The organism is Desemzia sp. FAM 23989 (assembly GCF_045528345.1).
Classification (GTDB): Bacteria; Bacillota; Bacilli; order Lactobacillales; family Carnobacteriaceae; genus Desemzia.
The window spans coordinates 14,128-27,322 of the sequence record NZ_JBGQQT010000009.1 but is presented as its reverse complement, the minus strand read 5'-3'; the positions used below and the strand labels follow the sequence as shown (position 1 = coordinate 27,322).

The following is a 13,195-nucleotide window of genomic DNA, read 5'->3' as shown; positions in this document are numbered from 1 at the left end:
CTCCTTAGTAGGCAGAAACATCAATTTCACGGAAATCATAATCTTTTTCAACGGTTACATCTTCCCCATTGTAAAATTCTTTCGAAATTTCACTTAGCGTGCCATCTTCATGCATCGCTTCTAACTGAGCATTGATTTGATCCGTTAATTCATCGTTTCCTTTTTTGATAGCGTAATTGGTTTCACTTGGATTATAGAAAACATCTTCCAATATTTTTACAGGGATTTCTGGCAACGCTTCTAGTGCCATTGTTTGACCATAGTAGTCATTCAATACTGTGTCTGTACGTCCATTTGCTACATCCCACAAGTATTGATCATTGGTTGCATTATCGTAAACTACTAATTCTGCTCCAAAATGTTCAGCTACTTTCATGTAAGAAGTTGTCGCTGCACCAGCTGCTTTTTTCCCTTTTAAGTCCTCCAGCGTTTCGATTCCAGAGTTGTCTGTTTCTCTAACGACCATAGATCCGAAAGAATATTTATACGGTATAGTATAATTGTATTTATCGGCATTTTCTCCATCACGGTCGATCCCAAGAGCTGCAATATCGATTTGTTCACTGTTTAATGACGTCAACATTCCGTCTACGCCCATTTCAGTAAACTCTACTTCCAATCCTAAACGATTCGCGATTTCGCGTATAATTTCGACTTCAAAACCGGTTAGTTCATTTGTATCCCCATCATGATATGAGTTAGGGAAATAGGTTCCTGATGTAGCGACTTTTAACGTGCCATCTTCTTTAATTTCTTCCCAGCCTCTTGAAACAAGTGCCTCAGCAGCTTCTTCCTCATCATTTTCTTCTCCAGTATCGGCTTGTGACCCACAAGCTGCAACAAAGAACAGTGCACCTGCAAGTAAAGTCGTTAACCACGTGCTTTTTTTCTTCAACTTAAAAACCTCTTTTCTTTTTAATCACCTTACAAATAGTAACAGTGTGATTATCTGTCGTCAAACCATCATGAGAAAAAGCTCGACTTCAAGCACAAAATTGTATTCTTTTTTAGTGAAAGGCTTTAAAATAGCCTACTTTAAAGGAATAATCATAAACAATATTGTTTATATTCCTCCAAAAAACAGCTGATAGAAACTGTATTATTCATCTGTTTAACTTAGTTTAATATCTGCTTTTTGTGCAAAAAACTACAATCTCCTCTGTTTTTCTTAAGCGTTTTCGGTTATTCTTATTAAAAATAGATTGTTATCTGATGCTATTCAAAAAGGAGCAGAACTATGGAACCCATCATCGAAATGAAGCAAGTTAAAAAGGCCTTTGGCGAAAAAGAAGTGTTAACAGGTATCGATTTTAAAGTTTACCCTGGACAAATCATTGGCTACATTGGACCAAACGGAGCTGGGAAAAGCACCACAGTTAAAATCATTATGGGGTTATTGTCTCAAGATAGCGGTGAAATACATATTTTTGGCGAGAAGTTGCAAAACAATCAAGAGGACTATAAAAAGCGCATCGGTTATGTGCCAGAGAATGCAGATCTCTACGAAACGCTAACTGCTGCAGAGTACTTGGTCTTTATGGGGCAGCTGTATGGAGTGGAAGAGAAAGTCGTCCTTCATAAAGCTTATCAAATGATGACGGCTCTAGGCATCGAATCTTCTTTTCATGCACGTCTGGAAACTTTTTCCAAAGGGATGCGTCAGAAAGTATTGATCATCTCCAGCCTGCTGCATGATCCTGATTTACTATTCTGGGATGAGCCGTTAAATGGCTTGGACGCAAACAGTGTTTTAGTCATCAAAGAAATTTTAGTACGTTTGAAAGAACAAGGAAAAACGATTTTTTACTCTTCACACATTATGGATACTGTTGAAAAGTTAAGCGACCGGATCCTCATTTTGAATAACGGGCAAGTTGTGGCAGACGGTAGTTTTAAAGAAATTTCTCAAGAAGCAGATAGTACTCTGGAACATTTATTCAATCAACTGACCGGCTTTAATGAGCAAGGAGAATTAGCCGCCGCCTTTCTGGATGCCATGAAAGGAGAATCGGTCTATGAATGATTTTTTCAATAATCAGGAATCGTTGGAAACAAATCTCTCACCCAAACAGGATTCAGTCATCTTGAAAATAATGGATTTTTTTAAAGTGATTTACCTCAAAAATGATATTGATTACGCAACATTACGTTTGATCATTGAGAACAAATTGATTATGGACGGACGTCAACCTAATTTATTAGGCCAAGATCAACCGGCTAAAAAAGAAGGCAACTCTTTTTTTCGGTCATTGGGAGCTTATCTGCTAATCAGTTGTTTTACAGTGATTTTCTTATTTATAGGAGATTCTTGGATCTGGCAATACACTATTTATTTCAGCTATTTGTTTATCATGTTATTGTCCAACTTGATCGCCAGTTTTTCTGCCATTTTATTGGACACCAGAGACTATGAATTGCTGGGCACGAAACCTATTTCCAAGAAAACATTAAATGCCGTCAAAACTACGCATGTGTTCATTTATTTGCTTTCCTTTACACTGGTTTTAGGTGGTCCGGTGGTGATCGTTACTTACTTCGTGAATGGAATCGTCCCTGGACTTTTAGTGACTATTCTGACGATCGTTTTTTGTTTTTGGACACTATTGTTCACTCTAGGGATTTATTCTTTTGTCTTAAAGAAATTTGATGGGGAAAAATTAAAAAATATCATCTCTTATACTCAAATCGGTTTGTCTATTTTTATGGTGGTCGGCTACCAATTATTAGGCAGAGTATTTGATTTTGTAGATGTTTTTATTGTCTATATACCTCATTTATGGCATGTCTTTTTGTTCCCCATCTGGTTTGCGGCTCCTTTAGGAATGCTGCAAGAAGGTGTCACGATTTATTACGCCCTTTATGTAATTTTGATGATAGTATTGTCTATTGTACTGGCCGTTTTTTACCAAAAAAATGCTGAAAAAATGGAAGAGAGCTTAATGCAGCTGGCTGCCTCTAATAAACAAAGTCCAGAAAAAACCAGTCGCTGGCTGACCATATCGAAGAAGTTGATTTGCCAGCATACAGAAGAGATGCCTTACTATCACTTTACATGGAAAACGATTCAAAATGAAAGAGAGTTCAAAACAAGAATATATCCTTCTTTGTTGACTTCCTTCCTTTTGCCAGTCATTTTGATTTTCACTTCGTTTTCTGATGGCTTTAATTTGGCTGAATTGAGAGAAACGAATCTAGCTTACTACCTTTATTTCACGCTTTTATTGGTGCCGGAGATAGTCGCTTCTATGAAATATTCGACTTATTACAAAGGAGCTTGGGCCTTTCAACTAAGTCCCAAATCGCATAAACCCTATTTTGTGATCGCAGCTGGCAAAGCCGTTTGGATCCGTATTTTATGCCCGCTCTTTTTAGCAGCTGGGACTATTCTATTATTTCTATTTGGTTGGGACGCTCTGTCCGTCACTTTGAATGCTTTTCTGGCATTGACATGCAGTTTCTTCGTTTATTTGATAGCAACTATGAAATACTACCCATTCTCACAAGAAAGAAACGCGGCGAACAGTTCTGAAGGCTGTATGACCAGTATCTTATTTGTCATCATGGCCGGAGTCATTGGGCTTATCAATTACGCTTTGGACAGCTACATTCCTTACGGCGGCTGGATATTGACCATCATCTTACTGCTTCTTACTATGAAATTATTATTCTTTTCATTTAAACACGATTAGTTTCTCGAATGATTAAAGGCGCCAGCGATATACTCGCTAACGCCTTTTTCTTTTGCAATGCAAACAAGGCTAATACAGTTTATTAGCCTCGTTTGATACTCTTCTCTACACCCAAATGGATTTTAAACGTCTTCTCTTCGATATTCTCCCTGTTTCCATTCCAGGTGGACTCGACAGCCATTTCCAAGTATTTATCTCACTCCTAACCAAATTTGCCGCTAAAACAACTTAGTTTGAAAAATACTCTTCTTTCAAGATACTGTACATTTTGTCTGTAACAGATTCCTCTTTTACAAACCGATTGTTTCGGAGTGTTCCTTCACAAATCATTCCTAATTTTTCCATCACTCTGCCTGAAGCTGGATTGCGTTCATCATGAACGGCTAAGATTCGCTGCAATTCTAATTCTTGGAATCCCAGCTGCAGCATTAATTTGGCAGCTTCCGTAGTATACCCTTTTCCCCAGTACCCTTTATTCAAGGTATAACCCATTTCTGCTTTTTTGTCCTTTTCATCTACACGCAAATCGATGGTCCCAATCATCTTATGAGTGTCTTTCAGCTCAATAGCAAATTTGCCCAAAGGACTGGCTAAGAAATATTTCGCAATATTTTCTTTCGTGTCTTCCAAACTTTTATGGGTTTCAAAGACGTATTTTGTCGTTTCTGCATCAGATGCATACTCATACATATCTTCCGCATCGCTTAGTCGAATGGGTCTCAACCGAATCCGTTCTCCATCAATCTGATTATGTACAGCAAAAATGTATTCTTTATTCATCACACCAGCCACCTTTTAAAATAGTTTACATCACTTGATTGCGTAAGATATTCGTTGCAGTATCGTAATAATAAAAGTGTTCTTGTTTTGCTGAATCTTTGAAAACCTCTAGTGTAACAGCAAATCCTGGAGAGCAGTTTTCTTCAGTCAGTTCATTCAGCTGCATCCATTCCAGAGTACCTTCTTCGGTTTCTGCCAATAGTTCTCCTTGATAATCAGCTGTTTGGTATAAAAAGACGACATAGCGAAAATCTTCTTCCTCTTCATACCAATCTTTTATACCGCACAGTTTCAAATTAGACACTTGAAGACCAGTTTCTTCTTTAACTTCTCTGACAACAGAATCTAAGATCGACTCTTTCGGTTCTAATTTGCCGCCTGGGAAGGTTAGACCTTGCCAACTTTTTATCCGTTGCTGCACTAAAACCTGGTTGCTCTCGCTATTGGTAATCATACACATATTGGTTAACATCACTTTACTCACTTTTTCCTGCCACCTTTAAAAAGACCAAGTTTTACTGAAATGCTCTTCAGCAGTATCCACAAAGTCATCATTTTCGACATCAATCAATTCATCCGTATCTTCTTGGTTCACTACAATCCGATCATACATAATGTAAGGCGGATTTCGAAAGCCAATCTCAAAAAACGACTCATTCATCAAGTGAAATGTGGTTCCAATCATTACGGTTTCTTCAGCGCTCGTATCAAAAATGACATTGGCGCGCTGCTTAAACAACTCATCATCTTGTTCAAAATAGTAAAAGTTCGCATCTTTTCCCACATAAATGATGGGTTCAGTGACCGTTTCTTCTTCGTACATTTCTAAAGCACGAACACTCTCCGGATCATGTAATTCGCCAAAATATTGCATCTCATCTTCAGAACGATAGATGTAATCACCGAATGTCTTTTGTCTGTCGCGCACTAGAGGTGTTACGTGATCATTCACTTCTAAAAATTCATTGTATCTCAAATGTCCTGCAACGAGCCAGATACTCAGTCCTAAAATGAGGACCCCACCTCCTGCTGCAATCTTTTTCTTGTGCCGACTTTTTGAATAACCTAAAATCATGCCGGTCAACATCAGCAACACTAGAATAACAACTGCCACTGCAACCATTGTAGTATTGTAAAAAGTTTCTGCTGCTAACCAAAATTCAACTGACACTATTTCTCACTCCCTTATATCTATTTCCTTCCATTTTACCACATAATAAGCACCTTCCCAGTCAAGTTATTGGTATATATGTCTTTCAGATGCAATTTTCCCCGTGAGAAAAATTGCAAGAACCAACTACTCTTGTTTACCAACTTGATTCAGTCGTTTAGTTACGTCGTTATTCTCATTTGGATATAAGTGAAATATATTCCGAATGTCATTTCAATACTTCCAAGACCTAGTCAGTAAAGTCACTCTTTCTCCGAATCGTAAACCTGAATAAAAAAGAAAATGAATCTTAAAAAATATGTACAAAAAAGCCGAATACCTTTTACTAGTATAACGGCTTTTCATACTCATATTACCATACTGACTCAACCTAGATAAATTTATCATAATTATCCAATATATCTTTAGCACCTTTGTAACTATAATATTTATCATTTTGCTCAGTTATATCTTCTTCTGTTACTCCCAATTCTACAATCAAATCTAACTGTAACCTTGTAGAATTACTTGTAAAATATTCATAATTATCTTTTTCAAATGTAATAACTAATAAAACTAGATCCCCATCTAATGTCTTTAAAGGAAAACAATGCCCCCAAGATTCCGAAAAATATTTCTCGCTTTTTTCATTGTATTTAATTCCATAGACCGATAGGCTATTCTCTATTTCTTCTATCGAATACTTACCTTCTGTATATTCATTGATATTGTCTAGCTCTAGACTAAAATATGAACCAAATAGTCGACTGATATCTACACTCTCTAAATCAAACCATTTTTTTTAACATGTTTTCTATTTTTTGCATTATGTCACCCACTTAATTCATATACACTAAACTATTAAAGATTGCTGACAAAAAACAATTTTGGCTTTGTTTAAAAAGATTATTTTTCTTCATCTACATCCGGTGCTTTTAAATCATCAAACTTCAGGCTGTTCAAGTAGTCCATATCTTCATCAGAGATTTTAAAATCAAAGACATCCGCATTTTCTACTACCCGTTCAGGATGAGACGACTTGGTCAGCGGAACAAAGTTGTGCTGCAGACTGAAACGCAGTAACAGCTGAGCAACGGATTTTCCGTATTTTTTGGTCATGGCTTGCACTTTATCATCCTCAGACATTTGCTTGATTGGGGACAACGGAGACCAAGCTTCCACAACGATTTGCTCTTTTTCACAAAAAACGACTGTTTCTTCTTGCAGCACACCAGGATGCAATCTGATTTGATTAACCATCGGCTTGATGCGGCAGTTGGCAATCAAATTTTCTAAGTGTTTTACCATAAAATTACTAACACCAATCGCTTTAACTTTCCCCGCTTCATAAGCATCTTCTAAAGCACGCCAGGTTTCAATATTGTCTTCCTTCCAGTTCTCTCCTCGGCCTTCAACGACGGGCCAATGGATTAAGTATAAATCGATATAGTCGAGTCCCAGCTTTTCCAGTGATTCATCAATGGCTTTGCTGGCTGCCTCATACCCGTGATTAGGATTATCCACCTTGCTGGTAATGAACAAGTTCTTGTCAGAAAGATCGACTTGATGAATGGCCTTTCCTACCTGCTCTTCATTCCCATACATTTGTGCGGTGTCAATCAGACGGTAACCTGCCTCAACCGCTGCTTTTATCGTATCATTGCAGACTGTCTGATCTTTATTTCCAGAAGTTCCTAGTCCAAAAGCTGGCATTCTCACACCATTATTCAATTCAACAGTATCAAAAATATTCTCCATATTTCTCATCCTTCCCTTCCACTAGCTATTCATCAATTGCCTTGCCTCATTCATCTTCTATTGTATCTTTTTAAGATCTGCCATTCCAAATGAAAGACTCGACGGTAAATAAAATCACTTGAAAAGTCCTGATCATGGTGGGAAAAGATACTTCTAGCATTCTTTTTCTATAATAGATTATGCTATAATTGGTTGGTAGAAAAGTTAAGATGGTGGCTATCTTTGAAAGGAGTTGGTGCTTATGTATGTAAGTGCTGAAGTCTTAGAAAGGAGAAGCCTTTTGTCCGTATCGGAAGCATTGCAACTCATGCTAATGTTTGGAAGTCTATTGATTTCCTTAATCACATTAGTGGTTGCAATCGCTAAAAACGACAAAAAAAAATAACCGTCTTGCTTTAGCCAGCAACGGTTATTTTTTAACTTGTTCAAAGCTACCGTCTTAAACGGTTCTACAAGATGGGGATATGTTCACGCATATCTCCTCTTCAATAAGATTATAATACAAACGTAAAAAACTATCCATTATTTTGAACAAATTCAGCTATTCTACTCGCGACCTTTTCCGCTTCTAGATGCGTATTGTCTATTTTGAGGTAGTTTACCTGTTTAATTTTTTCTGTAACCTCATTTGGCAAAGAATTTAACCGATGCTTTTCGTGCGTCGTTAGTAAATCGTTTCTAGAAAATTCAATATTTCGTTTTGAAGGTTTAGCTTCTAAGCGGCTTTCTCCAATGTTTCTCTGCAGGCGAGTCTCTAAATCTGCTTCCAGTTCAATAAGAAAGACTCTGCCTTGTCCTTCCAGAAATATTTCACTGATTTCAGTTAGAAAATCGATATCTTCTATCAAATCAAACGCTACTACAACTGTAAAAATAATGCTTTCGGTAACGTTTTGCTTATTGCTGACGAAAGCTTTGAAGAGTTCTTTACGCGTTTGGTCCGATAGACGAAAAGTTTCTTTCCCATAACCGAGAAACTTGGCAAATAAATCGATCGTTTCATGATTGTGAAGCAACTTTGCCTCTATTTTTTTCTCTAACTCTCTTCCCACCGTCATTTTACCGACAGCTTGAGGCCCCATAATGACTATTAAGTCCACTACTAATCAACTTCCTGATGATGAATCTGGTTTAATCACTAACCTATACGCTTCCCAATGTGGATGCCCAACCACTTGTTTCCCCCGCAAATGAACTTTTCCATATTCATCGATCAACCCGTGAAACTTCTGCCACTCTTTCAGCGTGAACGTGCCGGTACTTTCTACATAATTCTTCAATGTCAGGTAATCCGTACTGTGTTCACTGCCTAAATGGCGGAATAATTTGAGCGCATAAGTATCTGCTACAAAGACCGGTTCTTCAAATGCGTACAGCAACAACACGTCAGCTGTTTCATTCCCGATTCCCTTGAATTCCAACAGCCGTTCGCGCAAATTGTCAGGGTACTTGCGCTTGATTTTCTCTAAATCAAACGCATACTTCTTCAGCCAACTAAAATATTCCAGAATCAGCTGCGTTTTTCGCTTGTGAAAGCCGCTTGAATAAATGAGTGTTTTGAGTTCTTCAGTCGATAAGTCAGCGATCACTTCAGGATCAAACCCCGTCACTTCTCCAAGCCGAGTCAACGATAATGTCGTATTATGCCAAGTCGTGTTTTGGACGAGAATAGCTCCTAACATCATCTCAAATACCGTATCAGCCGGCCACTTCGTCCCAGCCTCGACATACTTATCCAACAATTCATAAAGCTGCTTTAACTCCAGTTCTTTCTTCATAACAAAAAACGTTCTCCTTACTGTTCTAAACCGGCAATACCAAACGCACCAGGACCGCCATGTGTCGAAATGACCGATCCAGCTTCAATCCACGTTACTTTTTCAAATCCGTTCTCTTTAGCAACTTCTTCCATTTGAGTTTTTATACTGTCGTCTAACCCAATTGAAAACACAAAGTAAAGCTGTTTTCTATCGATAGGGTATTTTTTCAAATAATCCTGCATCAATTCGACAGACACTCGACTCATTTTTCCACGATACTTTTTAGTGGAAACCAATTTGCCATCAACCAATTCAATCACGGGTTTAATTTTCAACAAAGAGGCACTGATATAGGCTGCATTAGATACACGTCCACCTGCTTTTAAGAACTCCAGACTGCCCGGAACAAAGACCATTCTTGATTTAGGAACACTGGCTTCAATTTTCGCCAATAATTCTTCTAAAGCAATCTCCGGGTTCTCTTCCAACAACTCAGCCGCATGCAATACGACTACCGATAATCCTGCCGAAACATTTAACGCATCGATCAAATGGATATCGGTAAAGTTTTCTGCAGCAATTTCTGCATTATGGAATGAAGAAGACGCTTTTGACGTGTATCCGATATGCACGATCGTATGCTCTGGATAATCCCGTTTAATCTCCGCAAAAAGCTCTTCGTATTCATTAGGATTCGTAGATGTTGTAGACGGAATCATTTTAGTTCGATTGTAGTAATCATAAATGTCAGATACTGGAAGCGAGCCATCATCTTTGTAATCGACTCCATCCATCACGACATGCATCGGTACAGTTTTGATAGTGTATTTTTCAGCTAAGTCCTTTGGCAAATCTGCGCCACTTTCCGTTGTAAAAATAATCTTCCTCATAATTTCTCCTCCTGGATTCCCAATTAAAGCTATACCCCTTACATTTTCTTCTCCAGTATAGCATTTCATGTGTTTAGAAGGAATTCTTTCGAGAAGTTCCTTTTCAAAAGAATGGTGGGTATAGAAAACGACTAACTCACATTTCTTATCGAAATTCTTCTATTTTTATGAGCTAAACCTCTGATAGCTCGTATCCCCTAACAAAAATTGCCTGCTTTTATGAAGTAGTAGCCTACAATCTCACTTTTTACAAAGATCAACTCTTTCTAAATACATATATCCCGTGAATTTAATTGCCAAAAAACAAAAAAAAGAGACTGGTTATCTTTTAAACCAGCCTCTTTTTTTTTGTATGTAATCTAAATTTAAAGACAATCTTATTTTTTCCATTATTCTTCATATCATTATTTTTCTCTCCAACTTCCAGGACTCGAATCAAAAAAAACTGGACAAATCGAAGGCAATTGCCCTCTGATTTGTCCAATTTTTGAATATGTTTTCTGAAAGAGCTCTCTTCTAACGTTTACTGAGGAACTATTAATTCTTCAATCTCAACGTCATTGCATTAATCGCTACAATTACGGTAGACAATGACATCAAAATCGCTCCAACAGCCGGACTTAACGTAAAACCTATTGGTGCAAGAATTCCAGCAGCTAGCGGGATAGCAATAAAGTTGTAGCCAGCTCCCCACAGAAGGTTTTGTTTCATTTTGCTCGTTGTTTTTTGAGCTAGTTCAATAAAAGATTCAATATCTCCTGGATCCGATTGTGTCAGAATGACATCTGCAGAATCCAAAGCCACTTGCGTTCCAGCTCCAATGGCCACGCCGACATCCGCTAACGCAAGAGAAGGTGCATCGTTTACCCCGTCTCCAACCATGATGACCGTCTTGCCTTGATTTTTCAGCGACTCCACTAGATTGTATTTGTCTTGCGGAGATTGATTAGCTTTGTAGTCGATCCCTAGTTCTTCTGCCACACCTTGAGCCGCTGTTTCATTGTCACCAGTGGCCATTAGTGGTTGAATACCGTTTTCTTTCAACACCTTGATGAGTTCTGAACTTGTCTTTTTCAGTTCATCTCCCAAAGCTACAGTCCCGATGGCTGTATCATTTTCTACCAAAATACTAAGCGTTGCACCTACAGGAATCTCTATATCTATGTCTTGACCGTAAGCTTTTTGACTGATCAATTGATAATTCTTCCCATTGGCAACACCTTCTACACCAGCGCCTGATACAACATCAATAGAATCGAATGGAATCGGTTGAATGTTTTCTTCGTTAGCAAATCCCGCAATCGATTGTGCGATGGGATGACTCGAGCCGCCTTCAATACCTGCCATTAACGCAGTGAGTTCATTTTTTGAATACTCTTCGCTTAATGCCTCTACCTTCAAAACTTTGAAATCTCCAGTTGTTAAAGTACCTGTTTTATCTAGTACCATTACATCAGCGTTTGTTGCTAATTCCAAAGCTTCACGGTCTTTAACCAATAAACCACGACTCGCACCTAAGCTGGTACTGCGAGCTACTACTAAAGGAATAGCTAAGCCTAATGCATGAGGACAGGCAATGACTAATGTCGTTACCGTAAAAAGAATAGCATTTTCTAAATCTGCCACAAACAACCATACAATAAAAGCGATAACTGCGGCTGCTACAGCAATGTAAAATAACCATCCAGCTACTTTTTGAGCCAGATTTTCTGCTCTTGAAGGTTGATCTTGCGCTTGTCCGATAAGTGTTTGAACTTGAGAAATGAAGGATTTATCTCCTGTTTCCTTTACTTCTATATACAAAACACTGTCGCCATTTGTGGAACCACCAATCACGGTTTCTCCTTCACCTTTTTCAACGGGTTTAGATTCCCCAGTCAGCAATGCTTCATTGACTCTGGTTGTACCGCTTTTGATGACTCCATCTGCAGGAATATTTTCAGCAGCTTGTACTCGTACAATGTCTCCTATTTTCAACTCAGACACCGAGCGCGTTTCTATTGAATCATCCTCCAGCACTACATGAGCATCTTTAGGCAGCAATTCTGCCAGCGATTTCTGCGCATCTCCTGCTTCTCCTACTGCTTTCATTTCGATCCAATGACCCAACAACATAATTAAAATCAATGAAGCAAATTCAAAGAAGAAGTCCATCACATGTGTTCCGGTTACATAACGTGCCGCCACAGCATAAATACTGTACACGTAAGAGACACTTATTCCTAGCGTTACTAGCGCCATCATTCCCGGAGCTCGTTGTTTAAATTCATCTACAGCCCCTTGATAAAAGGGTTTCCCTCCGTAAACGAACAAAACTGTCGCCAACACGGCTACCAAGATATCCGAGTAAGGAAACGTAAATTGCAACGGAAGCGTGATTCCCATCAGCGGAGACAAAATCATGACGATAAGTCCTAAAGGCAGAGACTTCAAAAAGATTTCTTTGAAGTTTCCATGATGGTGATGGTGTCCGCTATGACCACTGTGGTCCATGTGGTCATGATGATCGTGTCCGCTGTGACTGTCATGATCCATATTTTCATGATCATGATGATTCGTATGATCATGATGTCCATGTTTCGTAGCAGTATTGTGGTCATCATGTATCCCTTCTTCTATTTGTTCTTCATGATAAGCGTGACCGACGTGCTCTTTATTTTCTTTATGATCGTGTCCGGTGTGATTCATGTGTTCATGATTTTCGTGATGATGGTCGTGGTGTTGATGTTCATCGTGTTTATTTTTATCCATTCCAATCACTCCTTAATGTAATTCAAATAAGTGTTTTTGTTGGTTCTACAACATTTTGCATTGTTAAGTAAAACCTACATTTCTTTTTAATCCAAAACCTTTTAGAAACTCATTCCTAGAAATTTCTGGAGGCCTATGGGGTTGCTTATAGCCATGAAAAAGGATGCAATGTGAATTAATCCCGAGTAAAAGCTTCAGCTTTTACTCGGAGTTTGTTCTCCGCTGCGCTGCGCATACCATATCCGTACGTCGCTAGCGCTCCAACGGCTTCGGCAAAGCTTGCAAGCCTAGAGATGCGGTTTTCGGCTCAAGGCGGTCCCATGACTTTCATAAGCAACCCCATAGGCCGGAGGAAATTTCTTTACCCACGCTAGAAGACTAAGAGTCCATTAAACAAAAAACGCCTATCTAGTGCTA

Annotated in this window: 12 protein-coding genes; 3 read left to right on the top strand and 9 right to left on the bottom strand. The window is 38.6% G+C overall.

The genetic code is table 11. From position 1 onward, the window contains the following. Positions 1 to 4: 4 nt before the first annotated feature. Positions 5 to 895, bottom strand: a complete 891-nt coding sequence (locus ACEN36_RS06840) for a transporter substrate-binding domain-containing protein (protein WP_407096678.1) — start codon at positions 893 to 895, stop codon at positions 5 to 7. 342 nt (positions 896 to 1,237) lie between these two features. On the opposite strand from ACEN36_RS06840, the gene ACEN36_RS06835 reads away from it, so the two are divergent. Both ACEN36_RS06835 and ACEN36_RS06830 read left to right on the top strand, forming a co-directional pair. Further along, complete coding sequence (locus ACEN36_RS06835; protein ID WP_407102284.1) at positions 1,238 to 2,023, top strand: ABC transporter ATP-binding protein; 786 nt, start codon at positions 1,238 to 1,240, stop codon at positions 2,021 to 2,023. Then, the gene (locus ACEN36_RS06830; protein ID WP_407096676.1) at positions 2,016 to 3,689 is read left to right on the top strand and encodes a hypothetical protein; all 1,674 of its coding nucleotides are present in this window, start codon (positions 2,016 to 2,018) and stop codon (positions 3,687 to 3,689) included. The genes ACEN36_RS06835 and ACEN36_RS06830 overlap by 8 nt, the downstream gene beginning before the upstream one ends. 228 nt (positions 3,690 to 3,917) lie before the next feature. Here the strand turns inward: ACEN36_RS06830 and ACEN36_RS06825 are convergent, their stop codons facing one another. The 4 genes from ACEN36_RS06825 to ACEN36_RS06810 all read right to left on the bottom strand — a co-directional run bounded on the left by ACEN36_RS06825 (position 3,918) and on the right by ACEN36_RS06810 (position 7,377). Further along, positions 3,918 to 4,469 carry a GNAT family N-acetyltransferase gene (locus ACEN36_RS06825; RefSeq protein ID WP_407126233.1) on the bottom strand — a complete coding sequence of 184 codons (552 nt, stop codon included), beginning with the start codon at positions 4,467 to 4,469 and terminating at the stop codon, positions 3,918 to 3,920. Between the two features lie 25 nt (positions 4,470 to 4,494). Then, positions 4,495 to 4,953, bottom strand: coding sequence for an 8-oxo-dGTP diphosphatase (locus ACEN36_RS06820; protein ID WP_407126232.1), 459 nt, complete (start codon positions 4,951 to 4,953; stop codon positions 4,495 to 4,497). Positions 4,954 to 4,968: 15 nt separating this feature from the next. Beyond that, complete coding sequence (locus ACEN36_RS06815; protein ID WP_407126231.1) at positions 4,969 to 5,640, bottom strand: hypothetical protein; 672 nt, start codon at positions 5,638 to 5,640, stop codon at positions 4,969 to 4,971. An 885-nt stretch (positions 5,641 to 6,525) separates the two neighbouring features. Further along, on the bottom strand, positions 6,526 to 7,377 hold the full coding sequence (locus tag ACEN36_RS06810) for an aldo/keto reductase (protein ID WP_407126230.1): 852 nt from the start codon (positions 7,375 to 7,377) through the stop codon (positions 6,526 to 6,528). A 241-nt stretch (positions 7,378 to 7,618) separates the two neighbouring features. On the opposite strand from ACEN36_RS06810, the gene ACEN36_RS06805 reads away from it, so the two are divergent. Beyond that, a complete protein-coding gene (locus ACEN36_RS06805; RefSeq protein ID WP_407096665.1) occupies positions 7,619 to 7,762 on the top strand; it encodes a putative holin-like toxin in 144 nt (47 codons plus the stop codon). 130 nt (positions 7,763 to 7,892) lie between these two features. On the opposite strand, the gene ACEN36_RS06800 is transcribed toward ACEN36_RS06805, so the two are convergent. From ACEN36_RS06800 to ACEN36_RS06785, 4 genes are all read right to left on the bottom strand, one after another. Further along, positions 7,893 to 8,477, bottom strand: coding sequence for a hypothetical protein (locus ACEN36_RS06800; RefSeq protein ID WP_407126229.1), 585 nt, complete (start codon positions 8,475 to 8,477; stop codon positions 7,893 to 7,895). Positions 8,478 to 8,483: 6 nt separating this feature from the next. Further along, positions 8,484 to 9,155 (bottom strand): endonuclease III domain-containing protein, encoded by a 672-nt coding sequence (locus ACEN36_RS06795; protein ID WP_407126227.1) that lies wholly within the window; start codon positions 9,153 to 9,155, stop codon positions 8,484 to 8,486. A 17-nt stretch (positions 9,156 to 9,172) separates the two neighbouring features. Then, the gene (locus tag ACEN36_RS06790) at positions 9,173 to 10,027 is read right to left on the bottom strand and encodes a DegV family protein (RefSeq protein WP_407126226.1); all 855 of its coding nucleotides are present in this window, start codon (positions 10,025 to 10,027) and stop codon (positions 9,173 to 9,175) included. Positions 10,028 to 10,564: 537 nt separating this feature from the next. Continuing rightward, the gene (locus ACEN36_RS06785; protein WP_407126225.1) at positions 10,565 to 12,778 is read right to left on the bottom strand and encodes a heavy metal translocating P-type ATPase; all 2,214 of its coding nucleotides are present in this window, start codon (positions 12,776 to 12,778) and stop codon (positions 10,565 to 10,567) included. Between the last annotated feature and the right edge of the window lie 417 nt (positions 12,779 to 13,195).

Excerpts from the sequence above, each read along its gene's own strand:
- ACEN36_RS06790 (WP_407126226.1), bottom strand. The coding sequence starts at position 10,027 with ATGAGGAAGATTATTTTTACAACGGAAAGTGGCGCAGATTTGCCAAAG.
- ACEN36_RS06825 (WP_407126233.1), bottom strand. The coding sequence starts at position 4,469 with ATGAATAAAGAATACATTTTTGCTGTACATAATCAGATTGATGGAGAA.
- ACEN36_RS06830 (WP_407096676.1), top strand. The coding sequence starts at position 2,016 with ATGAATGATTTTTTCAATAATCAGGAATCGTTGGAAACAAATCTCTCA.
- ACEN36_RS06805 (WP_407096665.1), top strand. The coding sequence starts at position 7,619 with ATGTATGTAAGTGCTGAAGTCTTAGAAAGGAGAAGCCTTTTGTCCGTA.
- ACEN36_RS06785 (WP_407126225.1), bottom strand. The coding sequence starts at position 12,778 with ATGGATAAAAATAAACACGATGAACATCAACACCACGACCATCATCAC.
- ACEN36_RS06835 (WP_407102284.1), top strand. The coding sequence starts at position 1,238 with ATGGAACCCATCATCGAAATGAAGCAAGTTAAAAAGGCCTTTGGCGAA.
- ACEN36_RS06795 (WP_407126227.1), bottom strand. The coding sequence starts at position 9,155 with ATGAAGAAAGAACTGGAGTTAAAGCAGCTTTATGAATTGTTGGATAAG.
- ACEN36_RS06810 (WP_407126230.1), bottom strand. The coding sequence starts at position 7,377 with ATGGAGAATATTTTTGATACTGTTGAATTGAATAATGGTGTGAGAATG.